The sequence below is a fragment of the Phytopseudomonas daroniae genome (assembly GCF_004327275.1).
Lineage (GTDB): Bacteria > Pseudomonadota > Gammaproteobacteria > Pseudomonadales > Pseudomonadaceae > Aquipseudomonas > Aquipseudomonas daroniae.
In genome coordinates, this window is record NZ_QJUJ01000003.1 from 372815 (window position 1) to 395594 (window position 22780).

Below are 22780 nucleotides of genomic sequence, written 5' to 3' on the forward strand. Positions count from 1 at the left end.
CGGGGGAGGAGTCCTGCTGAGTCTACAGACTGGTAGAGAGTCCCGCGCGGCGATCTGTCAGAACGATAGACCTGGCCCCGGGCGGGCGCCTTCGGGGAATCTGACGCCGACCTTGCGGATCTTGTTCCCCTCCATCTCGGCCACTGTCCAGGTCAGCCCTTGCCACTGGACCTGGTCGCCTACCACCGGCCCGCCGCCGATCTGCTGGGCGATAAAGCGGCCCAGCTGCAGTGAGCGATCCAGCGCCTCTGTGGACAGACCATAAAGCGCTGCAATCGCTTCCAGCTGCGCATCGCCTTCGAGCACGAAATCGCCGAAGAAGCGCAGATCCATGCCGCGCTGTGGCGCCTGGCTGAACAATTTGCCGAGGACTGGCAGGTCATGTTCATGGCCGATCACACAGAGCATGTCGCCGGCTTCCAGCACGGTGCTGCCGGACGGGTGCAGCAATTGATGGTTGCGGAACAGGGCGGCGACACGAGTGGCTTCGGGCATCTTCAAATCACGCAGATGCGCGCCGATGCACCACTTCTCCGCGCCCAGGCGATAGACGAACAGCTCCCACTGGCTGGTTGGATGCACCTCCAGGCCGGCGCGGGAAATCGGTGCCGGATCCGGCGGCACCGTGACTTTCAATAGCTTGGCCACCCACGGCAGGCTGGCGCCCTGCAGCAGCAGCGAGACCAGCACGATGAAGAACGCCAGGTTGAAGTACAGCTGGGCATTCGGCAGGCCGGCCATCATCGGGAATACGGCAAGAATGATCGGCACCGCACCGCGCAGGCCGACCCAGGCGATGAACACCTTCTCGCGGCTGTGGAAGGCGCGGAACGGGATCAGACCGACCATCACCGACAGCGGGCGAGCGAAGAGAATCATCCACAGCGCCAGGCCCAGAGCGGGCAGGGCGATGGGCAGCAGATCGTGAGGCGTGACCAGCAGGCCAAGCACCAGGAACATGCCGATCTGCGCCAGCCAGGCCATGCCGTCGAGCATGTGCAGAATGCCGTGGCGTGAACGAATCGGTCGGTTACCGAGCACCAGGCCGCACAGGTACACGGCCAGGAAGCCACTGCCATGCAGGGTGTTGGTCAGCGCGAAGACCAGCAGGCCGCCACTGACCACCAACAGCGGATAAAGGCCATGGGCAAGATGCAGGCGATTGATGATTTTCAGCAGCAGCCAGCCGCCGCCCAGGCCGAGCACTGAACCGATGCCGAACTCCTGCAGCAGGTGGCCGAGGAAGCTCAGGTGGAATTCGCCCTGACCCTTGGCGAGCATGTCGATCAGGGTCACGGTGAGGAACACCGCCATCGGGTCGTTACTGCCGGATTCGATTTCCAGGGTCGCGCTGACCCGCTCGTTGAGGCCCTTGCCGCCAAGCAGCGAGAACACTGCCGCAGCGTCGGTGGAGCCAACGATGGCACCGATCAGCAGGCCCTGCATCAGGTTCAGGTCGAACAGCCAGGCCGCGGCCATGCCGGTCAGCCCGGTGGTGATCAGCACGCCGACCGTGGCCAGCGACAACGCCGGCCACAAGGCCACCCGGAAGCTGCCGACACGGGTGCGTACGCCGCCGTCGAGCAGGATGATGGCCAGGGCCAGATTGCCTACCAGGTAGGCGGTCGGATAGTTGTTGAAGATGATGCCGCCACCATCGACGCCCGCCACCATGCCAACGGCGAGAATGATGACTAGGATCGGGATGCCGAGGCGCGAGGACAGCGAGCTGACCATGATGCTCGCTCCGACCATCAGGGCACCGACCAGAAGCAGGCTGTTGATCGTACTGGCATCCAAGGCGGTATGACTCCCGGGTCATGAGGCGAACCCGATTCTAGCCTGCACGCTGGCGCCGCTGTCAAAAATAGTTACAACTCCAATGTGCATCGACATCGTCTACGCAAAACGGGTGCTTCGTGCGCAGTGATCGCAGCCATTTCAGGGCGTAACGCCTGCGAAGGGGCGCGATCAGAGCCGCGAGCGAACCTGCTTTGGGGTGAGGCCGAACTGGCGCTTGAAGGCGGTGGCGAAGTTCGCTGCGCTGCCATAGCCCGCCAGCCAGGCCGCCTGGGCGACGCTGATACCTTCGCGCTCCAGCGCTTCACGGGCCTGGGTCAGTTTGCGCACGCGCTGGTATTCGAACAGCGTCATGCCCTGGCTCGTCTGGAACTGGCGCTGCAGGGTGTTGATATTGACGCCGACATCCCGGGCGATGGCTTCCAGCGTCCAGTCATCGGCCTGGCCACTGTCGAGCAGTTCGATCACCCGGCGGATGCGCTGATGTTCCAGGGGGCGCAGGCCCGATGCCAGCGTCACCGGATGCTGGCTGAGCATGGCCAGGGCTTCGCTGGCGATCTCCAGGCTGCGGCTTTCCAGATAGAGGTTGTCGAGCAGCGCGCCATAACCGGGTGGGTTGAGAATCTGCTCGGCCAGGGTCTGCAGGCGCGCCGACGGTTGCCAGCGGCGCATGGCCATGTGCTGGTTACTGAAACGAGTGATGGCGGCATGCTCGGGCTGGCCGTCCAGCCCGCCGCTATCCAGCCATTCCGGCGAAAGGCTGACCACCAGTTTGCGGATATGGGCGCCGCGTCGCGCCTTGCGGGAAAACAGCACGGGCTCGGCCAGGGAAACGGCGACGCCCTCGCAGCCGCTCGATCTGTCCGAGCCGAAGCTGACGTCGCGGTCGCCGTAACGTACGTCGCTGCGGCCTTCGAGAAACAGGACGAAATTCAGGCGCGGCTCGATCTGCAACTGCGTGCTGAAGTTATGCAGCTCGTGGCAGTCGGAACTGTGCAGCGATAGCCCGGAGCGCAAGCGTAGCCAGCGCAGCTTGCCGCGAAACAGATCGCCCCTGCAGGGCTCGCTCTCGATCAGACGCAGATCAGGGCTGACCTGGCGGATCAATTCCTGGGGATGTACGACGGTATCCGGGCTGGTCATGTGCATACCTGCGCGAGCGTGTCTGCGGCATCAGAAGAATGGCGCGAATCCGGCAGCTCGCTTTTGGCGAGCCAGGCACTGGCGGATGCTCTGGGGCAATCCGGCGAACACGGGATGGATTCACGGGCGCCCATGCCGGAAACGCCGGGCAAGCCTACTGCTGTACAGTCCTTAAATGCAAATGATTCTTAAGTGATCGTTTGTCGCAGCAGCGTTTGCGCAAACATCATTCTCGCTTGCGCAAACCTTTTCCCTGTAACGACATGTAAAAATTCTCTTCTGTAAATGAGAATCGATAGTCTTTGTCTGCCATCGTCAGTTTCGGGGAGAAATACGTGGGAAATCGTCGTTATGGAGCTTGGCCGTGCAATCAGCTAGCCGCTGCGGTGCTGCTGGCCAGTGGGTTGACCGGCGTCGTGCAGGCCGATGAGGCCGTGGAACTGGAAGAAACCAAGGTCATCGCCACCGCCCAGGAGGAACTCAAGCAGGCGCCCGGCGTCTCGGTGATCAGTGCCGAGGACATCCGCAAGCGCCCGCCAACCAATGATATTTCGGAGATCATCCGCACCATGCCGGGCGTCAATCTGACCGGCAACTCGACCAGTGGACAGCGCGGCAATAACCGACAGATCGATATTCGTGGCATGGGCCCGGAGAACACACTGATCCTGATCGATGGCAAACCCGTTGCATCGCGCAACTCCGTGCGTATGGGTTGGCGCGGCGAGCGTGACAGTCGCGGTGACACCAATTGGGTGCCTGCGGATCAGATCGAACGCATAGAAGTCTTGCGTGGCCCGGCAGCGGCACGCTACGGCAGCGGTGCAGCGGGTGGGGTCGTCAATATCATTACCAAGCAGCCGACCGACAAACACTCCGGTACGGCGACGATCTACGCCAACATGCCGCAACATTCGGAGGAAGGCGCGACACGCCGCATGACGTTCGGGCTCAGTGGCCCGCTGGCGGAAAATCTCTCCTACCGCCTGTACGGCAACGTCAACAAGACCGATTCGGATGACCAGGACATCAATGAAGGCCATGAGTCGCTACGCACCGGGGTGCATGTCGGCAGCCTGCCAGCCGGACGCGAAGGTACCCGGAATCGGGATGTCAACGGTCTGCTCGAGTGGCGCATGACCCCCGAGCAGACGGTCAAGCTGGAAGCCGGCTTCAGTCGCCAGGGCAACATTTATACCGGCGACACTCAGAACACCAATACCAACGGCACGGTGAGCAGCATGTTGGCGCGCGAAACCAACACGCTGTATCGGCAGAGCTATTCCATTACCCATGAAGGTGACTGGGCGTTTGGCTCTACGCTGAATTATCTGCAGTACGAGAACACTCGCAATGATCGCCTCAATGAAGGGTTGGCAGGGGGGACGGAAGGGATTTTTGCGAATGTCGGCAGTAACACCATCGAACTGAAAAACCTAACGGCTCACAGCGAAGTGAATCTGCCACTCTCGGGGATGTTCGAGCATGTGCTCACGCTTGGCGCCGAATGGACAGAGCAGCGCATGGAAGACCCCAGTTCCAACACTCAGACGGTCACGGAAGGCGGTAGTGTTCCAGGGCTAGCTGGAACCGATCGCAGTGTCGACTCTTCCGCGCGGATCGCCTCGCTGTTCTGGGAGGACAACATCGAAGTGCGCCCAGGAACGACGTTGACCCCGGGGTTGCGCTTCGATCATCACAGTCAGTCGGGCAGCAACTGGAGCCCTGCGCTGAATCTGTCGCACAAGCTGACAGATACGCTGGCCTTCAAGGCAGGTATCGCGCGAGCCTACAAGGCGCCGAACCTGTACCAGAGCAACCCTGATTATCTGCTCTATAGTCGTGGGCAAGGCTGCTGGGGCGCGGGGGGTAGCTGCTACCTGATGGGCAACGAAAATCTCAAGGCGGAAACCAGCGTGAACAAAGAGCTGGGACTGGAGTTTTCGCAAGACGGTCTGATCGCCGGGCTTACCTGGTTCCGTAACGACTACCGCAACAAGATCGAAGCGGGTACCACCGCCATCGGCTCCGCCAGTGGTGGTACTGGTAGTTACGCCGGCTCCGATATCTTTCAGTGGCACAACGTCGACCGTGCCGTGGTCGAAGGGCTTGAAGGCACGTTGACGTTACCCTTGTCGAGCGACCTGAGCTGGAGCAACAACTTCACCTACATGCTCAAGTCGCAGAACAAGGACACTGGCGACCGACTGTCGATCATTCCCCGCTATACCATCAATTCCACGTTGGACTGGCAGGCTACCGAGAAGCTGTCGTTGCAGGCCAGCACGGTGTACTACGGCAAGCAGCAGCCTAAGAAGCTGACCTATCAGGGGCTGCCAGCCACAGGGTCGGAAACCCGTGAAATTTCTCCCTATGCGATTGCCGGCGTCAGCGGTACCTATGCGTTCAGTGATCATCTCAGCCTTACGGCCGGGGTGAGCAACCTGTTCGACAAGCGCCTCTACCGCGAAGGCAATTCGCAATCCACAGGCGACTCGCCAAACGTCATCTACGGTGCTGGAGCCCATACCTATAACGAGCCAGGACGTACGTTTTACACCAGTGTAAGTACGTCGTTCTAAGGGCGACTCGCCTTTGCGGGCACGGTCATGGGCCGTGTCCGCAATTCCCAATAAGCGCCGCCCAGCGGCCTACCACCATTGCGTGAGAGTTCTGCATGATCCGATTACACGGCACCGTGGCTACGACCTCGGCCTCCCTGTACATGACCAAGCTGTGCAAGCATTTCCGCCACAAGATCACTGTCGAGTTCGATGCCCGGGAGGCACGGGCAGAATTTCCCTACGGTTTGTGCCTGATGTATGCCGATGAACAGGCGCTCAGCTTCGAGTGCCAGGCCCGGGACGATGAGGCTGTCGCGAAGATGCGCGCGGTGGTGGATGACCACCTGGTGCGCTTTGCGAGCAAGGAAGCGTTGCAGATCGACTGGCGAGCGGGGCCGCAGGAAAACGCCTGAGCGGGCACCGCAGATGCGCTGCCCGTCTACGGAATCAGCGAACGGTCAGCGCTATATCGATACGCTTGAGCCATTCGGCTTCGCTCTCGAAATCTGCCTGGGTCAGCGGGTTGGCGGCCAGCCAGCCATCGGGAAACTGGATCGCCAGGCTGGTGGGGCCGGCTTTCAAGCGCACGGTGGGCATGTTCTGGCTGCCGCGAATGTGGTGGAACAGGATGGCGAAACGCAGCAGCACGCACAGGCGAACCAGCTTTATACCTTCCTCGCCGAATTCGGCGAGCTTGTCCTTGGGGATATTGCGGCGGTGGCCGCGCACCAGCAGCGCGAGCATCTGCTGATCCTGGCGCGAGAAGCCGGACAAGTCCGAGTGCTCGATCAGGTAGGCGCCATGCTTGTGGTACTGATAGTGGGCGATGTCCAGGCCAACCTCATGCACCTTGGCAGCCCAGCTGAGCAGTTCGCGGTGCCAGTCGTCGGTCAGCTCCCAATCCTTGGCCACTCTATCCAGTGCGGACAGCGCTTTGGCTTCGACGCGGGCAGCCTGTTCCTGGTCGACGTGATAGCGCTCCATAAAGGCTGACAGGGTGCGTTCGCGCACGTCTTCATGCTGGTGGCGGCCAAGCAGGTCGTAGAGTACGCCTTCGCGCAGGGCACCTTCGGAATGGCTCATGCGGTTCAGCTCACAGGCGTCGAAGATGGCTTCGAGAATCGCCAGGCCTGCCGGGAAGATCGGTCGACGATCAGGTTTGAGGCCGTCCAGATCGAGCTTTTCGATATCGCCGCATTTGAATACCTTGCGTTTGAGCCAGGCCAGGCCTTCGCTATTGACCTCGCCATTGCTCAAGCCCGCGGACTGGATGGTCAGGCCGATGGCCTTGATGGTGCCTGATGCGCCCACCGCATCCTGCCAGCCGATGCGGCGTAGAGCGTGCTCGATGCCCATGATTTCCAGACGCGCGGCGGTATAGGCCTGGGCGTAGCGTGCGGGGGTGATCTTGCCGTCCTTGAAATAACGCTGGGTGTAACTCACGCAGCCCATCTGCAGGCTTTCGCGCAGCAACGGCTCGAAACGCTGACCGATGATGAACTCGGTACTGCCACCGCCGATATCGGTGACCAGGCGTTTACCGGACGTATCGGCAATGCTGTGCGACACGCCCAGGTAGATCAGGCGTGCTTCCTCGCGACCGGAAATGACTTCTACCTGATGACCGAGCAATGCCTCGGCGCGACGGATGAACTCGGCCCGGTTGCGGGCTTCGCGCAACGCGTTGGTGCCGACGATGCGCACCGCGCCCTGGGGCAGGCTGTTGGTCAACTGGGCGAAGCGGCTCAGGCAGTCGAGGCCGCGTTGCATGGCCTCTTCGCTGAGCTGGCGATGCTCGTCGATACCGGCTGCCAACTGCACCTTGTCGCCAAGTCGCTCGAGGATGCGGATTTCGCCATGATCGGCTTTGGCCAGCACCATGTGGAAGCTGTTGGAACCCAGGTCGATGGCGGCGACCAGGGGAAAGGACTCGGCATGGGAGTGCGGCATGATCAATCAATCTCGAGGCAGAACCCCGTCATCGTGCCACGATAGGGCGCGCACGCCAACGCATACCGCCGTCGCAGGCATGCCGATCCAGGCTGACAGGCAGAGCTGACAAAGCCTGGCAAGCCGTCTGCCAGGCGGCATTTTCCATCGTCGCCATCGATAGCCGATATAGTTACGCTCAATGGCGAGCGCCTTCCTGTGTCAGGCTAGCCGGGCTATGATGGTCGCCACTTTTATCGTTATTGCCTGCGAACACGGAGACTTCCCATGAGTGAATTCATCACCAACGTCAGCGATGCCAGCTTTGACCAGGATGTCATCCAGGCAGAAGGCCCGGTACTGGTCGACTACTGGGCTGAGTGGTGCGGCCCGTGCAAGATGATTGCACCGGTTCTGGACGAAATTTCCAAGGAATACCAGGGCAAGCTGAAGATCTGCAAACTGAACATCGACGAAAACCAGGACACCCCGCCGAAGTACGGCGTGCGTGGCATCCCGACCCTGATGCTGTTCAAGAACGGCAGTGTCGAGGCCACCAAGGTCGGCGCCCTGTCCAAGTCGCAGTTGGCCGCTTTCATCGACGCCAACCTGTAAGGTCGTCTGAAAAGCCCCGTAGACAACGGGGCTTTTTTCTGTCTAAAGGCTAGACGCATTCGTAAAGCCGATGTTACATTCAGGCCCGTTGCTTTCCCTAAGCAACCCCCTGCACGCCGCTGCCAACGCATCCTAATCGAACATTCGACAATAAAGCGGGCGCCTGTCGCCTATCTGCGCTGCGGCCTCTCAAGCTCAATGCTTACCATTCCCTCCTTATATGATTACGTCATTCCTATATGAATCTGACTGAACTCAAGCAAAAGCCAATTACCGAACTGCTGGAAATGGCCGAACAAATGGGCATCGAGAACATGGCCCGTTCGCGCAAGCAGGACGTGATCTTCTCGCTGTTGAAAAAACATTCCAAAGGCGGTGAGGAAATTTCCGGTGATGGCGTACTGGAGATCCTCCAGGACGGCTTCGGCTTTTTGCGCAGCGCGGACGCCTCCTACCTGGCCGGCCCGGATGACATCTACGTCTCGCCGAGCCAGATCCGCCGCTTCAACCTGCGTACCGGTGACACCATCGTCGGCAAGATCCGCCCGCCGAAAGAAGGCGAGCGTTACTTCGCGTTGCTCAAGGTCGATACGATCAACTACGACCGTCCGGAGAACGCCAAGAACAAGATCCTGTTCGAAAACCTGACGCCGCTGTTCCCCAACGAGCGCCTGGTCATGGAGGCCGGTAATGGCTCCACCGAGGACATCACCGGCCGTGTGATCGACCTCTGCGCACCTATTGGCAAGGGCCAGCGCGGCCTGATCGTCGCTCCGCCGAAAGCGGGCAAGACCATCATGCTGCAGAACATCGCCTCGAACATCACGCGTAACAACCCCGATTGCCATCTGATCGTTCTGCTGATCGACGAGCGCCCGGAAGAAGTGACCGAGATGCAGCGCACCGTGCGTGGCGAAGTGGTTGCGTCGACCTTCGACGAGCCGCCGACCCGTCACGTGCAGGTCGCCGAGATGGTGATCGAAAAGGCCAAGCGTCTGGTCGAGCACAAGAAGGACGTGGTCATCCTGCTCGACTCCATCACCCGCCTGGCGCGTGCCTACAACACCGTGATCCCGAGCTCCGGCAAGGTACTGACCGGTGGTGTCGACGCCCACGCCCTGGAGAAACCGAAGCGTTTCTTCGGTGCCGCGCGTAACATCGAAGAAGGTGGTTCGCTGACCATCATCGCTACCGCGCTGGTCGAAACCGGCTCGAAGATGGACGAAGTGATCTACGAAGAATTCAAGGGTACCGGCAACATGGAGCTGCCCCTGGATCGTCGTATCGCCGAGAAGCGCGTGTTCCCGGCCATCAACATCAACCGCGCCGGTACCCGTCGCGAAGAGTTGCTGACCGCCGAAGACGAGCTGCAGCGCATGTGGATTCTGCGCAAGCTGCTGCACCCGATGGACGAGATCGCCGCCATCGAGTTCCTGATCGACAAGCTCAAGGCTACTAAAACCAACGACGAGTTCTTCATGTCCATGAAGCGCAAGTAAGGTCTGGTAGCAGTCCAAAAGCCGGGGAAACCCGGCTTTTGTCTGTCTGTAGTATCTGCAAGACCGACTTCGGCGCTAAACTTTGCGCCCCGATTCGAGAGGTTCCAGCATGCAGTATCGCGACCTGCGCGACTTTATCCGCGGCCTGGAAGAGCGCGGCGAGCTCAAGCGCATTCAGGCGCCGGTGTCGCCGATCCTGGAAATGACCGAGATCTGCGACCGCACCCTGCGCAAGGGTGGCCCGGCTCTGTTGTTCGAGAACCCCACTGGCCACGACGTGCCGGTACTCGGCAACCTGTTCGGTACGCCGAAGCGCGTGGCGCTGGGCATGGGCGCGGAGGAGGTGTCGGAGCTGCGTGAGATCGGCAAGCTGCTGGCGTTCCTCAAGGAGCCCGAACCGCCGAAGGGCCTGAAAGATGCCTGGAGCAAACTGCCGATCTTCAAGAAGGTCATCAGCATGGCGCCCAAGGTACTCAAGGATGCGCCCTGCCACGAAGTGATCGAGGAGGGCGACGACGTCGACCTCGGTAAGCTGCCGATCCAGCATTGCTGGCCGGGTGATGTGGCGCCGCTGATCACTTGGGGCCTGACGATTACCAAGGGGCCGAACAAGGAACGCCAGAACCTCGGTATCTACCGCCAGCAGGTCATTGGCCGCAACAAGGTGATCATGCGCTGGCTCAGCCATCGTGGCGGTGCGCTGGATTATCGCGAGTGGTGCGAGAAGCATCCGGGTAAGCCCTATCCCGTTTGCGTGGCCTTGGGCGCTGACCCGGCGACCATTCTCGGCGCGGTGACGCCGGTGCCCGACAGCCTGTCCGAATACGCCTTCGCCGGCCTGCTGCGCGGCCATCGCACCGAACTGGTCAAGGCCATCGGCAATGACCTGCAGGTGCCGGCCAGTGCCGAAATCGTCCTCGAAGGCGTTATCCATCCGGGCGAGACTGCGCCGGAAGGGCCTTACGGCGATCACACCGGCTACTACAACGAGGTCGACACCTTCCCGGTGTTCACCATCGAGCGCATCACCCGCCGTCGCGATCCGATCTACCACTCGACCTACACCGGCCGACCGCCGGACGAGCCGGCGATTCTCGGCGTGGCGCTGAACGAAGTGTTCGTGCCGATCCTGCAGAAGCAGTTCCCCGAGATCACCGACTTCTACCTGCCGCCGGAAGGCTGCTCCTACCGCATGGCGGTGGTGACCATGAAGAAGCAGTACCCCGGCCATGCCAAGCGCGTGATGCTCGGCGTGTGGTCGTTCCTGCGACAGTTCATGTACACCAAGTTCGTTATCGTCACCGACGACGACATCGATGCCCGCGACTGGAACGACGTGATCTGGGCCATCACCACGCGCATGGATCCCAAACGCGACACGGTGATGATCGAGAACACGCCGATCGACTATCTGGATTTCGCCTCGCCGATCTCCGGTCTTGGCTCGAAGATGGGCCTCGACGCCACCCACAAGTGGCCGGGCGAGACCAGTCGCGAGTGGGGACGGGCGATCGTCAAGGACGATGCGGTCACGCATCGTGTCGATGAAATCTGGAGCCAGTTGGGAATCGATTGATGAAGGTCACCCTGCAACCGTCCGGCGCGGTTCTTGATGTCGAAGCGGGCGAACGCATCCTCGATGCCGCCCGACGCCTCGGCTACACCTGCCCGCAAAGCTGCCGTAATGGCAATTGTCACGTGTGTATGGCGCTGCTGGTCGAAGGGCGCGTGCGCCAGGACGGCGCCGAGCTCGACCATGGCGAACTGTACACCTGCATCGCCGAACCGCTGGAAGACTGCGTGCTGCATTGGGATGGCGTGCTGGCGCCTGGTGAACTCGCGGTACGCAGCCTGGGCTGTCAGGTGCTGGCGTGCATCGATGCTGGTGGCGACGTCTGGCGCGTGCGCCTGCGTGCACCGGCCGGCAAGCCGCCGCGCTACCACGCCGGTCAGTATCTGCTGATCGAGCGTCGGGATGGCGAGAAGTCGGCGTTTTCCATGGCGTCTGCGTCCCAGGAAGGTCGCGATCTCGAACTGCATATCCTCGGCCGCGAAGCGAGTGCCCTGAACCTGCTGCAGCAACTGCGCGAGGAGAGTGTGGCGCGGGTGCAACTGCCGTTCGGCGATGCCCACCTGGCCGAGTTGCCGGACGGCCCGCTGGTGCTGATCGCCGCAGGCACCGGCATGGCGCAGATGCACAGCCTGATCGAGGAATGCCGTTCCCGAGGCTTCGAACACCCGGTACACCTGTACTGGGGGGCTCGTCGTCCGGAGGATTTCTACAGTTTGCCGCATTGGCAGGAGTGGCAGGCGCTGCCCAATCTGTTCCTGCACCAAGTGGTCAGCGACCAGTGTGGCTGGAAGGGCCGCTGTGGTCTGCTGCACGAAGCGATCCGCGAAGATTTCGACGATCTTGGCGCGCTGCACGTTTATGCCAGCGGTTCGCCGAACATGGTATATGCAACGCTGGACGCACTGGTCGAGGCCGGGATGGATGCCCACCAGATGCGCGCCGACGTATTCGCCTATGCGCCTAGATAAGCGGCAAGCCACAAGCTACAAGCTGCAAGTAAGAGCACCTATGCTTTGTCTTGTAGCTTGTAGCTTGTAGCTTGTAGCTGCTTTAGCGCACCTGGATCACTAGCTTGCCCACTGCCCGGCGTTCGGACAGGGCGGTGATCGCCTCACCGGCCCGCTCCAGGGGGTAGGTCTGCGACACCAGCGGCTTGACCTTGCCCTCGGCATGCCAGGCGAACAACTGGCCGAAATTGGCGGCGTTTTCGGCTGGCTGGCGTTGCGCGAAGGCGCCCCAGAACACGCCAACCACCGCGGCGCCCTTGAGCAACATCAGGTTCACCGGCAGCTCCGGGATGCGCCCGCTGGCGAAACCGACGACCAGCAGGCGGCCGTTCCAGGCGATGCTGCGCGCTGCCTGGTCGAACAGGTCGCCGCCGACCGGGTCAACGATCACATCGGCGCCCTGGCCATTGGTCAGGCGCTTCACTTCCTCCTTGAGGTTCTGCGTGCCGTAGTCGATCAGCTCATCGGCGCCAGCCTGTTTGGCGATTTCCAGCTTGGCGGCGCTGCTTGCGGCGGCGATTACCCGGGCGCCCATGGCCTTGCCGATCTCGATCGCAGCCAGGCCAACACCCCCGGATGCACCGAGTACCAACAGGGTTTCGCCTGCTAGCAGCCCGGCGCGCTGCTTGAGTGCATGCATCGAGGTGCCGTAGGTCATGCCGAAGGCTGCTGCGCTGATGAAATCCATGCTGTCGGGCATCGGCAGTACGTTGTAGGCGGGCACCGCGACCTGCTCGGCGAAGCCGCCCCAGCCGGTCAGCGCCATGACCCGATCGCCGGCCTGCAGATGGGTAACCTTGTCGCCAACCGCACTGATCACGCCGGCCACTTCGCCACCGGGCGCAAAGGGCAAAGGCGGCTTGAACTGGTATTTGCCTTCGATGATCAGGGTGTCGGGAAAATTCACGCCAGCGGCCTGAACCTCGATCAATACTTCGTTACCCTTCGGGTACGGGCTATCGATGTCTTCCAGTACCAGGGTTCCGGCGGGGCCGAAGGCCTTGCACAGCAATGCTTTCATCGTGATCACCTCCTGTTTCCCGCAGTCTAGGAGGAGGGGCGCCAGGGTCAACGAGCATCGCTGGCCCTGATGGGCTTCCATAAGCATTGGGATCCGTCGCAGGCGTTGCTATGCTTGTCGGTAATCCAATGGAGATTGCCTTGTGAAAACCCTCATCACGCTTTTGCTTGCCTGCGCGCTGTCGATCCCGGCTTTCGCCAATGAGGAAAGGAAGGAAGGTGAGGGCGCTGCCTCTCAGGTGATCTACCACAGCCTGACGCCAGCGCTGGTCGGCAATTTCGGCGTCGGCCCCAAACTCAAGTTCTACAAGGCCGATATTTCTCTGCGTGTGAGCGGCGCCGAGGCCGAGGCCAAGGTCACCCACCATGAGCCGCTGATCCGTAATCAACTGGTGATGCTGTTTTCCCAGCAGACCGAAGAGAGCCTGGCTACGCCCGACGCCAAGGAAACGCTGCGCCAGGAAGCCCTCAAGCAGGTACAGCAGGTGCTCAGCGATGAAGAAGGCCGGCCGCTGGTCGAGGATCTGCTGTTCAACAACCTGATTCTGCAGGGCTGATCAGCGCAGCAGCAGGATCGCTGTCCACTGCGCTTCGGTAACGGGCATCACCGATAAGCGGCTGCCCTTCTGTACCAACGCCAACTCCTGTAACGCACCCTGAGCTTTCAACTCGGCCAGTGGGATGACGCGCGTGAAGGCCTCGACGAATGCCACGTCGATGGCCGTCCAGGGATTCTTTTCCGCGCTGGCCTTGGCATCGAAATAGTGACTCTTTGAATCCAGCGCGGCTGGGTCTGGATAGGGGCTGCCTTCGATGCGGGCGATTCCGGCTACCCCAGGCTGCGGGCAGCTCGAATGATAGAAAAGAAATTGATCACCGTCCTGCATGCTGCGGATGAAGTTGCGTGCCTGGTAGTTGCGCACACCATCCCAGCGCGTCTTGCCTAGCTGCTGCAGGTCGTGGATGGAAAGTTCGTCGGGTTCGGATTTCATCAGCCAATAGGGCATGAACTTTGCTCTCTCGGATCAGGGCGGTGAGCGTGTGCCTGTCGGCTGCGCTCGAATGCGAAGGGATAATCGCTGAAATATACCTTGTCAGTCCCGGACGATTGTTCCGGTGGGGAGTTGTTACATGAGGCGAAAACCGGATCTATTGTGGGTGCTGGTGGTGGTGTTCACCCTGGGCATGGTGACCACCGGGTATACACAAAGCCAGTGGCAGCAAGGCTCTCAGCTGTCGACCAGCGTTCAGCCGGGTATCAGCGGGCGTTAGTACCAGCCTCTATCGGTAACCGTGGCATCCAGCGGTATGTCCCAGCTTGCCATGGGCAGTCGATCGACTTGCTGACAACCGTGAGCCAGCCCCAGCAGTGTCGGTTTGTGCCAATTATTGCGCCTTGCGCGATAGGCAAGGCTGCGGTCGTAGAAACCGCCGCCCATCCCGAGTCGGCCGCCGTGGCGATCGAAACCCACCAGTGGCAGGAGAATCAGATCCAGTGCCCAGACCTTGCGCTGGCGCTTGTTGTCGCGCCGAGGTTCAGGGATGCCGAAGCGGTTGCCTGCCAGCCCCTCGTGCACGTCGATGCGCTGAAACACCATGCTGGTGCGCGGCCAGGATTTCAGTACGGGCAGATAGACCTGCTTGCCGCGGGCGTGAGCAGCAGCGATCAGCAGGTGCGGATCGATTTCCCCGTCGTTGGCCAGGTACAGTGCAATATGTCGGGCGCGGCGAAACAGCGGATGCTGGGCCAACTGGCGATACAGCGCCTGGGCGGCGTTGCGCTGTGCCGCTGGCGTCAGCGCCCGACGTTGCTGGCGCAGTTTGCGGCGCAGCTGGGGGCGTGTTAGGTCGTTGGCGTCGATCATGGGCAGGCAGAAAAGTTGTCGGCAGCGACTTCCGACATCGCCTGCGACGCCCCGCGGCAATGGCAGGCAATAAAAAGCCCACTGCCAGCGTAAGCCAGCAACGGGCTATGAATTGTGACTCCCCAGCATGCCGCTGTCGGTTTAGCCCTTGAACCCGAAAGTTCAAGGTGGAGGTTGCAGGAAACCTTAAGGCTTTCCGTCGAGCGGACATGCACACCGGCCTCAACTGACAACCCCCAGGGTTGTGCGTATCGGCTCAGGGACATCACCAACTGGCGCACACTCCAGGGAGCCGCGGCCAGTATAACGCAAAGTGACGACCGTTGGTCAGACGCCACGGCCATCGGCATCATCGGCCAGGGCATTGTCGACACGGCCAAGCAGATCACGCACATGATCACGGGTCGTGGTGGCCTGCTGATCCAGGTGCTGCTGTTTGTGCAGCAAATCATGGGTGATGTTCAGCGCGGCCATCACGGCAACGCGGTCGGCACCGATCACTTTGCCGCCGCTGCGGATCTCACGCATCTTGCCGTCCAGGTAACGGGCGGCATTCTGCAGGTTGCTCCGCTCATCTGCAGGACAGGCGATGCAATATTCTTTGTCCAGAATCTGGACGGTAACGGTATTCGATTGGGTCATGAGTCCTGCTCCAGGGCTTTGAGGCGCGAAATCATCGATTCGACCTTATGCCGGGCCATTTCGTTCTTTTCGATCAGATGAGCGCGTTCTTCACGCCAAGCCTGTTCGCTCTCCAACAAGAGGCGGTTGTGTGCCTTGAGTCGCTCGACGCGCTGGATCAGCAACTCCAGCTTGGCCGTTAGGGCGTGTAGATCGGCGTCTTCCATTGGCTCTCGCTTTGGCAGGGTTGTCCAGGATATATAGGCTCGGCGGCAGATAGGTGCAAACCCGCTGATGGTCTTGGCGCGTCTGCCGGTGCTAGGATACAAGGCCTCCATTCTAGTGATTGCGCCTCTTGGCGCCTAGTGATCGATGCCGACTTCCAGTTCTCCCTACGCTGCATTCGCCACCTTGCTTGCCAGTGGTGGCTCTTCTGTTTCTCCTGCCGAACTGCACGGCCTGCTGCTGGGCCGCAGTTGTGCTGGTGCCGGCTTCGAGGCCGGCCCCTGGCTGGCCGATGCCACCGAGCTGCTCGGTGCAGAGCCCCCGGACAACGTCCGTCAGGCGCTGATTGGCCTGCAGGAGATGGTACGCGGCGAATTGACCGGTGACGATGTCACCGTGGTCTTGCTGCTGCCTTCCGACGAGGCCCCGCTGGCCGAGCGAGCGGCGGCTCTGGGCCAGTGGTGCCAGGGCTTTCTCGGTGGCTTCGGTCTGACCGCCGGTGACGCCGCGCTGAGCGCCGAAGCCATGGAAGTGCTGCAGGATTTGTCCGCCATCGCCCAGGTGCAGAATGCGCTGGACGAATCCGAGGACGGTGAGAACGATTACATGGAGGTCACGGAGTACCTGCGCGTGGCGCCCTTGCTGCTGTTCACCGAGTGCACCAAGCCGGCTGCCCCAACGCCAAAGCCCTCGCTGCACTGATCCCGCCTTCCATTCGACTGATCGGAACCTAGCTTGCCCATGACCAGCATCTCCAAAGCGGAATACGCCCGTCGACGCAAGACGCTGATGGCGCAGATGGAACCCAACAGCATCGCCATCCTGCCGGCGGCGCCGGTGTTCATCCGTAACCGCGATGTTGAGCACGTATACCGCCAGGACAGCGACTTCCAGTACCTTTCCGGTTTCCCCGAGCCCGAGGCGGTTATCGCCCTGATCCCGGGCCGCGAGCACGGCGAATATGTGCTGTTCTGCCGCGAGCGTGATCCCGAGCGTGAGCTGTGGGATGGCCTGCGTGCCGGCCAGGAAGGGGCCATCAGTCGCTTTGGCGCGGACGATGCCTTTCCCATCGGTGATATCGACGACATTCTGCCGGGCCTGATCGAAGGTCGTGAGCGTGTCTACTACGCGGTGGGCACCAACCCGGAGTTCGACCGACACCTGATGGAGTGGGTCAACGTGATCCGCTCCAAGGCCCGCCAGGGCGCCACGCCGCCGAAGGAATTCGTCGCCCTCAATCACCTGTTGCACGATCTGCGCCTGTACAAGTCCGCCGGGGAAGTGAAGGTGATGCGCGAAGCGGCGCAGATTTCCGCCCGCGCCCACGTGCGCGCCATGCAGGCCAGCCGCGCCGGATTGTACGAATATCACCTGGAAGCCGAGCTGGATTACGAGTTCCGCAAAGGTGGCGCGAAGATGCCGGCCTACGGCTCCATCGTCGCGGCGGGCAGGAATGCCTGCATCCTGCATTACCGCGAGAACGACGCCCTGCTCAAGGACGGCGACGTGGTGTTGATCGACGCCGGTTGCGAGATCGACTGCTACGCCAGCGATATCACCCGTACCTTCCCGGTCAGTGGCGTGTTCACGCCCGAGCAGAAGGCCATCTACGAGATCGTGTTGGCGGCCAATATGGAAGCCTTCAAGCACATCGCCCCTGGCCGCCACTGGAACGAAGCCCACGAAGCCACGGTACGGGTGATCACCGCTGGTCTGGTCGAGTTGGGCCTGCTCAAGGGCAATGTCGATGAGCTGATCGCCGCGGAAGCCTACAAGCCGTTCTACATGCACCGCGCCGGTCACTGGCTGGGCATGGACGTGCACGATGTCGGTGAATACAAGGTCGGCGGCGAATGGCGCGTGCTCGAAGTGGGCATGGCCATGACCGTCGAGCCGGGCATCTACATCGCCGTGGATAACCAGAGCGTCGCCAAGAAATGGCGCGGCATCGGTGTACGCATCGAGGATGATGTCGTGGTGACCAAGACGGGCTGCGAGATTCTCACCGGCGACGTGCCCAAGGCCGTCGACGAGATCGAGGCACTGATGGCTGCCGCCCGCGCGCAGGTAGCCTGAGGCCATGCAGCGGGTCGATCTGGCGATCATCGGCGGCGGACTGGTCGGTGCCAGCCTGGCGCTGGCGCTGCAGGGCGAGGCGCGTAAACGCGGTTGGCGAATTGCCCTGATCGAGCCATTCGCTCCCGGCGAAGGCTACCAGCCAAGCTACGATGCCCGCTCCACGGCGCTTTCCTACGGCTCGCGGCTGATCTACGAAGGCCTCGGCCTGTGGCCGGCGCTCGCCGAGCAGGCTACGGCCATTCGCCAGATACATGTATCGGATCGCGGGCGCTTCGCTGCCGCACGACTGAGTGCCGAGGAAGAGGGCGTTCCTGCCCTGGGCTACGTGGTGGAAAACGCCTGGCTCGGCCACTGCCTGTGGCAGGCGCTGGATGCCGAGGTGATCCAGTGGCGTTGCCCGGCCCATGTCGAGCGGATGGAAGCGCTGCCGGATGGCTATCGCCTGACCCTCGATGACGAAACCCTGATCGACTGCTCCCTGGCCGTACTCGCCGATGGCGGGCGCTCGTCGCTGCGCGAGCAGTTGGGCATCACGGTGCAGCAGCGACCCTACGACCAGACCGCGCTGATCGCCAATATCACACCTGCGCGCCCCCATGATGGCGAAGCGTTCGAACGTTTTACCGAATCCGGGCCGCTGGCGCTGCTGCCGCTGTCCGACAATCGTTGTGCGCTGGTGTGGACGCACCCGAGCCGCGATGCCGAGCGGCTGCTGAAGCTGGATGAACGAGCGTTCCTCGCGCAATTGCAGGAAGCCTTCGGTTACCGCCTCGGTGCGCTGCGCCAGGTCGGGGCGCGGGTACCGTATCCACTGGTGCTGGTCGAAGCGGCCGAGCAGGTGCGCGCCAATCTGGTGGTGCTGGGCAACGCCGCTCATAGCCTGCACCCGATTGCCGGGCAGGGCTTCAACCTGTCGTTGCGTGATGTCCGTGCCCTGGCCGATACCGTGCTGGCGAGTTCCGCCCCGCTTGGCGACCTGGCCACTCTGCAGCGTTATGCCAGTGCTCAGGCTGGCGATCAGGCCTTCACCGTGGGTTTCTCGGATCAGGTCACCCGGCTGTTCAGCACCGACCAGCCGTTGCTCGCCGCGGGCCGCAACCTGGGCCTGCTCGGTCTGGAGTTGCTGCCGCCGGCCAAACGCTGGTTCGCGCGTCAGGCCATGGGCATGGGTACTCGCGGTACGTCGCAATGAATGCCCGCCGGCTGGCGCGCAAGGCTCGCCTGCTGCGCTGGGTCATGAATTGCTACCCGCCCTATCTGGGCGCTGGGGTATGGGTTCGGCGCATCGCGCCCGACTTTCGCCAGGTCGAGGTGAAGATGCGTCTGCGCTGGTACAACCGCAATTACGTGGGCACCCAGTTCGGCGGCAGCCTGTATTCGATGACCGATCCGTTCTACATGTTGATGCTGATGGAGAATCTGGGCCGCGATTATGTGGTCTGGGACAAGGCTGCCAGCATCGATTTCATCGCGCCTGGCAAAGGCCCGGTATTCGCGTCGTTCGCCATCGACCAGGCCTTCATCGACGAAGTGCGTGAGCGCACCGCAGCGGGTGAAAAGTACCTGCCCGAGTTGCAGGTGGAAGTGCGTGATGGCGACGGCACCCTGGTGGCGCGGGTACACAAGACTCTCTACGTGCGGCTCAAGCCGCGCCTGCGGCAGGCAGCCTGAGGAAATGGACGAAATGCGTGCAGATCTGATCATCGTCGGTGCCGGAATGGTCGGCAGTGCCCTGGCCCTGGCCTTGCGCGAACAGGGCCTGGAATGCCTGGTGCTGGATGGCGGGCCGATGAGCGTCGAGCCGTTCGATGGCCGTCTGGCGTACGAGCCAAGGGTCAGCGCGTTGTCGATGGCCAGCCAGCGTATTCTCGAGCGCCTCGGCGCCTGGCCGGGCGTGCTGGCGCGGCGCAGTTGCCCCTACAGCGAGATGCGCGTATGGGATGGCAGCGGCACCGGCAGCATCCATTTCAGTGCTGCCAGTGTGCATGCCGATACCCTCGGCCATATCGTCGAGAACCGCGTGGTACAGGACGCCCTGCTCGAGCGTCTGCATGACAGCGATATCGGTCTGCTCGCCAATGCGCGCCTGGAGCGCTTGCGTCACTCCGGGGATGACTGGCTGCTGACCCTGGCCGATGGCCGCGAATTGCGTACACCGCTGTTGATCGCGGCTGACGGTGCCAATTCGGCAGTGCGTCGCCTGGCGGGCTGCGAAACCCGCGAATGGGATTACCTGCACCATGCCATCGTCACCAGTGTGCGTTGTGCCGGTGCCCATCAGGCTACCGCCTGGCAGCGTTTCACCGACGAAGGCCCGCTGGCTTTTCTACCCCTGGGCGAGCGCGACGGCGAGCATTGGTGCTCGATCGTCTGGTCGACCACGCCGGAGCAGGCGGCCCATCTGATGGCGCTGGGCGACGATGAGTTTTCCACAGCCCTGGGGCAGGCTTTCGAGTATCGCCTGGGCCAGGTGCTGCAGGTGGATCGACGCCTGTGCATTCCGCTGCGGCAGCGCCACGCCAAGCGTTATGTCGAGCCTGGGCTGGCGCTGATCGGGGATGCCGCCCATACCATCCACCCGCTGGCCGGGCAGGGCGTCAATCTCGGCTTTCTCGACGCCGCGGTGCTGGCCGAAGTACTGGGGCAGGCCGCCGGGCGTGGCGAGCGGCTTGCCGACGAGCGCGTGCTGAGCCGCTACGAGCGCCGACGTATGCCTCACAACCTGGCGATGATGGCGGCGATGGAAGGCTTCCAGCGCCTGTTCCAGAGCGATGCCCTGGCGCTGCGCTGGCTGCGTAATACCGGTCTGGGGCTGGTCGATGGCCTGGATGAGGCCAAGGCGCTGTTCGTGCGCCAGGCATTGGGCCTGAGCGGCGATCTGCCGGATCTGGCCAGGGCCTGAGTGGCGCAACGGCGAGAAAGGAGAGCGGTAGCGGCCATTTGTGGACGACGCTTCACCTACGCGGCCCGACCCGTCCACCGCTCTACGATCGCGATGGTGGATGAAAAGAGCGTCATCCACCCTACGTCCGCTACGGGGCCATGGCACGAACGTAGCCTGGATTAGCCGCAGGCGTAATCCGGGGCCGAAGGCCTGAACCTTCGTTATGACGCGGATCATCGAACGTCCGCTACTGTCTTGTAATCGTCATCGCCGCCGTCCCCCTCGCTTTACCAGCAAAATTCGATCGCGGAATTGGCTACACCGCCGCAGAGCTGCCTTTGTTCGAGCCGTCTCCGTCTATTACTACGGGTTAATCTCCATGCCCGGCTTGCATCCAGCGGAAGGCTTGCAAGACAATGCGATGCATTATCATCTTGCGCCCTGGTGCTGCCATGTCCGGCCCGGATCATTCCGCGTTGCATCTTCTCTACAGCGAACACAACGGCTGGCTCAAGGGCTGGCTGCGCGCACGCCTGGGCAATGCCAGCGATGCCGCCGATCTGGCCCAGGATACCTTCCTGCGCGTGCTCAGCGCCCGGGACGTGCAGGCCATCCGCGAGCCACGTACCTACCTGAGCGCCATCGCCCGTGCGCTGATGATCGACAAGTTCCGGCGCCAGGCCGTCGAGCAGGCTTATCTCGATGTGCTGGCGTTACGGCCCGAGCCGATGGACATCTCGCCGGAAACCCGCCTGCTGATCCTGGAAACCCTGATGGCGGTCGACGCCATGCTCGACGGTCTTGGCGAGCGCACGCGGCGCATTTTTCTGGCGGTGCAACTGGAAGGGCTCAGCTATGTCGCTACCGGCGAGCGCCTGGGCGTGTCGGTGACCACGGTGAAGAAACACATGATCTGTGCCATGACCCACTGTCTGTTGCTGATGGACGACTGAGCGATGGATCGCCAGACCCTGGAAGCCGCCGCTACCTGGTACGTGCAACTCAACGCCACGCCGCCGAGCGAGGCCGAGCGTCAGGCGCACCGTGAGTGGCTGGCGCAGCACCCTGGGCATCGCCAGGCGTGGGCACGGGTAGAGCGCCTGCAGCATCAGCTCGGCGGCTTGCCGGCGGACGTTGCGCTACCCGCGCTGGATGGCGTGCGTGCGCGGCGGCGCGTGGTACTCAAAACGTTGGGCTTGCTGCTCGCCTCCGGGGCGGCGGGTTGGGCGTCCCTCGACCTGGCGCCGACGCAGGCCTGGCTCGCCGATCAGCGCACGGCCACCGGTGAGCGTCGAAACCTGCACCTGAGCGATGGCAGCGTGCTGGATCTGAATACCGCGACGGCGGTGGATATCCGCTTCGACGCCCGTCTGCGTCAAGTGCAGCTGCATCGCGGCGAGATACTCGTCCGCACCGCTGCCGATCCGGCTGGACGGCCCTTCGTCGTGCATACCGCGCAAGGCAGTGTGCGGGCGTTGGGTACTTGTTTCAGTGTGCGCTGCGAGGGCGACAGAACTCAGATTGCGGTGCTGGAGGATGTGGTCGAAGTGCGTGCGGCGGGGCAACCGAATCGGGCCATACGTCTCGCTGCCAACCAACAGGTCGATGTCGAGGCTGCAGCGGTCGGTACGCCCAGCGCCCTACTGCCGGGAGCGGGCGCCTGGGCGCAAGGCATGCTGACAGTGATCGACTGGCGCCTGGATGCCTTCGTCGCCGAGCTGGGGCGCTACCGTCCCGGCTATCTGGGCTGCGCCGATACGGTGGCGAGCCTGCGCTTGTCTGGGGCTTTTCGAATCGACGACACCGACATCATCCTGGAAAACCTGGGTGCTTCGCTGCCGATTCGGGTGCGTTACCTGAGCCGCTATTGGGCGCGCATCGAGCCGGTCTGATCCAGTCAGCAAAAAAATAGTCATTTTGGGTTGCCGATTTTCATTCTCATTCGGCCAAGCACAT

At 62.2% G+C, this 22780-nt stretch carries 23 protein-coding genes and 1 other RNA gene; 15 read left to right on the forward strand and 9 right to left on the reverse strand.

Going from position 1 to position 22780, the window contains the following annotated elements:
• Positions 1-57: 57 nt before the first annotated feature.
• Together DNK10_RS09700 and DNK10_RS09705 are read right to left on the reverse strand one after the other, a co-directional pair.
• A complete protein-coding gene (locus DNK10_RS09700; protein WP_131191397.1) occupies positions 58-1800 on the reverse strand; it encodes a potassium/proton antiporter in 1743 nt (580 codons plus the stop codon).
• Positions 1801-1971: 171 nt separating this feature from the next.
• Positions 1972-2943 carry a helix-turn-helix transcriptional regulator gene (locus tag DNK10_RS09705; protein WP_131182163.1) on the reverse strand — a complete coding sequence of 324 codons (972 nt, stop codon included), beginning with the start codon at positions 2941-2943 and terminating at the stop codon, positions 1972-1974.
• A 404-nt stretch (positions 2944-3347) separates the two neighbouring features.
• On the opposite strand from DNK10_RS09705, the gene DNK10_RS09710 reads away from it, so the two are divergent.
• Positions 3348-5525, forward strand: a complete 2178-nt coding sequence (locus DNK10_RS09710) for a TonB-dependent siderophore receptor (protein ID WP_279635832.1) — start codon at positions 3348-3350, stop codon at positions 5523-5525.
• A 95-nt stretch (positions 5526-5620) separates the two neighbouring features.
• Positions 5621-5920, forward strand: coding sequence for a DUF2218 domain-containing protein (locus DNK10_RS09715; RefSeq protein WP_131191399.1), 300 nt, complete (start codon positions 5621-5623; stop codon positions 5918-5920).
• Between the two features lie 34 nt (positions 5921-5954).
• Here DNK10_RS09715 and ppx read toward each other — a convergent pair whose 3' ends face one another.
• Entirely contained in the window at positions 5955-7457 is a 1503-nt protein-coding gene (ppx, locus tag DNK10_RS09720; RefSeq protein ID WP_131182166.1) for an exopolyphosphatase, read from the reverse strand.
• A 267-nt stretch (positions 7458-7724) separates the two neighbouring features.
• Between ppx and trxA the strand changes: the two genes are divergently transcribed.
• The 4 genes from trxA (at position 7725) to DNK10_RS09740 (ending at position 12091) form a co-directional block, all read left to right on the forward strand.
• A complete protein-coding gene (trxA, locus tag DNK10_RS09725) occupies positions 7725-8051 on the forward strand; it encodes a thioredoxin TrxA (RefSeq protein ID WP_042552299.1) in 327 nt (108 codons plus the stop codon).
• 239 nt (positions 8052-8290) lie between these two features.
• Positions 8291-9550: a transcription termination factor Rho gene (gene rho / locus DNK10_RS09730; RefSeq protein ID WP_131182167.1), complete on the forward strand. Its 1260-nt coding sequence runs from the start codon at positions 8291-8293 to the stop codon at positions 9548-9550.
• Positions 9551-9659: 109 nt separating this feature from the next.
• Positions 9660-11126 carry a 4-hydroxy-3-polyprenylbenzoate decarboxylase gene (gene ubiD, locus DNK10_RS09735; protein WP_131191400.1) on the forward strand — a complete coding sequence of 489 codons (1467 nt, stop codon included), beginning with the start codon at positions 9660-9662 and terminating at the stop codon, positions 11124-11126.
• Positions 11126-12091: a CDP-6-deoxy-delta-3,4-glucoseen reductase gene (locus DNK10_RS09740; protein ID WP_131191401.1), complete on the forward strand. Its 966-nt coding sequence runs from the start codon at positions 11126-11128 to the stop codon at positions 12089-12091. The genes ubiD and DNK10_RS09740 overlap by 1 nt, the downstream gene beginning before the upstream one ends.
• An 82-nt stretch (positions 12092-12173) precedes the next feature.
• Here the strand turns inward: DNK10_RS09740 and DNK10_RS09745 are convergent, their stop codons facing one another.
• Positions 12174-13151 (reverse strand): NADPH:quinone oxidoreductase family protein, encoded by a 978-nt coding sequence (locus tag DNK10_RS09745; RefSeq protein WP_131191402.1) that lies wholly within the window; start codon positions 13149-13151, stop codon positions 12174-12176.
• A 142-nt stretch (positions 13152-13293) separates the two neighbouring features.
• On the opposite strand from DNK10_RS09745, the gene DNK10_RS09750 reads away from it, so the two are divergent.
• Positions 13294-13707 carry a flagellar basal body-associated protein FliL gene (locus DNK10_RS09750; RefSeq protein ID WP_131191403.1) on the forward strand — a complete coding sequence of 138 codons (414 nt, stop codon included), beginning with the start codon at positions 13294-13296 and terminating at the stop codon, positions 13705-13707.
• Here DNK10_RS09750 and DNK10_RS09755 read toward each other — a convergent pair whose 3' ends face one another.
• Positions 13708-14157 carry an EVE domain-containing protein gene (locus tag DNK10_RS09755; protein ID WP_131182172.1) on the reverse strand — a complete coding sequence of 150 codons (450 nt, stop codon included), beginning with the start codon at positions 14155-14157 and terminating at the stop codon, positions 13708-13710.
• Between the two features lie 124 nt (positions 14158-14281).
• Here DNK10_RS09755 and DNK10_RS25850 point away from each other — a divergent pair, with 124 nt between their 5' ends.
• On the forward strand, positions 14282-14422 hold the full coding sequence (locus DNK10_RS25850) for a hypothetical protein (protein ID WP_165493695.1): 141 nt from the start codon (positions 14282-14284) through the stop codon (positions 14420-14422).
• On the opposite strand, the gene DNK10_RS09760 is transcribed toward DNK10_RS25850, so the two are convergent.
• From DNK10_RS09760 to DNK10_RS09775, 4 genes are all read right to left on the reverse strand, one after another.
• Positions 14419-15015 carry a 5-formyltetrahydrofolate cyclo-ligase gene (locus DNK10_RS09760; RefSeq protein ID WP_131182173.1) on the reverse strand — a complete coding sequence of 199 codons (597 nt, stop codon included), beginning with the start codon at positions 15013-15015 and terminating at the stop codon, positions 14419-14421. The two genes, DNK10_RS25850 and DNK10_RS09760, sit on opposite strands and share 4 nt — an antisense overlap.
• A 115-nt stretch (positions 15016-15130) precedes the next feature.
• A non-coding RNA gene (gene ssrS, locus DNK10_RS09765) (6S RNA) lies at positions 15131-15309 on the reverse strand.
• Positions 15310-15342: 33 nt separating this feature from the next.
• On the reverse strand, positions 15343-15657 hold the full coding sequence (locus DNK10_RS09770) for a cell division protein ZapA (RefSeq protein ID WP_131182174.1): 315 nt from the start codon (positions 15655-15657) through the stop codon (positions 15343-15345).
• Complete coding sequence (locus tag DNK10_RS09775; protein ID WP_131182175.1) at positions 15654-15863, reverse strand: TIGR02449 family protein; 210 nt, start codon at positions 15861-15863, stop codon at positions 15654-15656. Before DNK10_RS09775 ends, DNK10_RS09770 begins: the two co-directional genes overlap by 4 nt.
• A 145-nt stretch (positions 15864-16008) precedes the next feature.
• On the opposite strand from DNK10_RS09775, the gene DNK10_RS09780 reads away from it, so the two are divergent.
• The 7 genes from DNK10_RS09780 (at position 16009) to DNK10_RS09810 (ending at position 22716) form a co-directional block, all read left to right on the forward strand.
• Positions 16009-16563, forward strand: a complete 555-nt coding sequence (locus DNK10_RS09780; RefSeq protein ID WP_131191404.1) for a YecA/YgfB family protein — start codon at positions 16009-16011, stop codon at positions 16561-16563.
• 39 nt (positions 16564-16602) lie between these two features.
• Positions 16603-17937, forward strand: coding sequence for a Xaa-Pro aminopeptidase (gene pepP / locus DNK10_RS09785; protein WP_131191405.1), 1335 nt, complete (start codon positions 16603-16605; stop codon positions 17935-17937).
• Between the two features lie 4 nt (positions 17938-17941).
• Entirely contained in the window at positions 17942-19132 is a 1191-nt protein-coding gene (gene ubiH, locus DNK10_RS09790; protein WP_131191406.1) for a 2-octaprenyl-6-methoxyphenyl hydroxylase, read from the forward strand.
• On the forward strand, positions 19129-19611 hold the full coding sequence (locus tag DNK10_RS09795) for a DUF4442 domain-containing protein (protein WP_131191407.1): 483 nt from the start codon (positions 19129-19131) through the stop codon (positions 19609-19611). The genes ubiH and DNK10_RS09795 overlap by 4 nt, the downstream gene beginning before the upstream one ends.
• Positions 19612-19624: 13 nt before the next feature.
• Entirely contained in the window at positions 19625-20842 is a 1218-nt protein-coding gene (locus tag DNK10_RS09800) for a 2-octaprenyl-3-methyl-6-methoxy-1,4-benzoquinol hydroxylase (protein WP_165495973.1), read from the forward strand.
• A gap of 434 nt (positions 20843-21276) precedes the next feature.
• The gene (locus DNK10_RS09805) at positions 21277-21777 is read left to right on the forward strand and encodes a sigma-70 family RNA polymerase sigma factor (protein WP_131191409.1); all 501 of its coding nucleotides are present in this window, start codon (positions 21277-21279) and stop codon (positions 21775-21777) included.
• Positions 21778-21780: 3 nt separating this feature from the next.
• Complete coding sequence (locus tag DNK10_RS09810; RefSeq protein ID WP_131191410.1) at positions 21781-22716, forward strand: FecR domain-containing protein; 936 nt, start codon at positions 21781-21783, stop codon at positions 22714-22716.
• Positions 22717-22780: the final 64 nt, after the last annotated feature.

Coding starts and splice junctions, on each gene's coding strand:
- DNK10_RS09705 (WP_131182163.1), bottom strand. CDS start 2,943: ATGACCAGCCCGGATACCGTCGTACATCCCCAGGAATTGATCCGCCAG.
- DNK10_RS09715 (WP_131191399.1), top strand. CDS start 5,621: ATGATCCGATTACACGGCACCGTGGCTACGACCTCGGCCTCCCTGTAC.
- ppx (WP_131182166.1), bottom strand. CDS start 7,457: ATGCCGCACTCCCATGCCGAGTCCTTTCCCCTGGTCGCCGCCATCGAC.
- trxA (WP_042552299.1), top strand. CDS start 7,725: ATGAGTGAATTCATCACCAACGTCAGCGATGCCAGCTTTGACCAGGAT.
- rho (WP_131182167.1), top strand. CDS start 8,291: ATGAATCTGACTGAACTCAAGCAAAAGCCAATTACCGAACTGCTGGAA.
- ubiD (WP_131191400.1), top strand. CDS start 9,660: ATGCAGTATCGCGACCTGCGCGACTTTATCCGCGGCCTGGAAGAGCGC.
- DNK10_RS09740 (WP_131191401.1), top strand. CDS start 11,126: ATGAAGGTCACCCTGCAACCGTCCGGCGCGGTTCTTGATGTCGAAGCG.
- DNK10_RS09745 (WP_131191402.1), bottom strand. CDS start 13,151: ATGAAAGCATTGCTGTGCAAGGCCTTCGGCCCCGCCGGAACCCTGGTA.
- DNK10_RS09755 (WP_131182172.1), bottom strand. CDS start 14,157: ATGCCCTATTGGCTGATGAAATCCGAACCCGACGAACTTTCCATCCAC.
- DNK10_RS25850 (WP_165493695.1), top strand. CDS start 14,282: ATGAGGCGAAAACCGGATCTATTGTGGGTGCTGGTGGTGGTGTTCACC.
- DNK10_RS09760 (WP_131182173.1), bottom strand. CDS start 15,015: ATGATCGACGCCAACGACCTAACACGCCCCCAGCTGCGCCGCAAACTG.
- DNK10_RS09770 (WP_131182174.1), bottom strand. CDS start 15,657: ATGACCCAATCGAATACCGTTACCGTCCAGATTCTGGACAAAGAATAT.
- DNK10_RS09775 (WP_131182175.1), bottom strand. CDS start 15,863: ATGGAAGACGCCGATCTACACGCCCTAACGGCCAAGCTGGAGTTGCTG.
- DNK10_RS09780 (WP_131191404.1), top strand. CDS start 16,009: ATGCCGACTTCCAGTTCTCCCTACGCTGCATTCGCCACCTTGCTTGCC.
- pepP (WP_131191405.1), top strand. CDS start 16,603: ATGACCAGCATCTCCAAAGCGGAATACGCCCGTCGACGCAAGACGCTG.
- ubiH (WP_131191406.1), top strand. CDS start 17,942: ATGCAGCGGGTCGATCTGGCGATCATCGGCGGCGGACTGGTCGGTGCC.
- DNK10_RS09795 (WP_131191407.1), top strand. CDS start 19,129: ATGAATGCCCGCCGGCTGGCGCGCAAGGCTCGCCTGCTGCGCTGGGTC.
- DNK10_RS09800 (WP_165495973.1), top strand. CDS start 19,625: ATGCGTGCAGATCTGATCATCGTCGGTGCCGGAATGGTCGGCAGTGCC.
- DNK10_RS09805 (WP_131191409.1), top strand. CDS start 21,277: ATGTCCGGCCCGGATCATTCCGCGTTGCATCTTCTCTACAGCGAACAC.
- DNK10_RS09810 (WP_131191410.1), top strand. CDS start 21,781: ATGGATCGCCAGACCCTGGAAGCCGCCGCTACCTGGTACGTGCAACTC.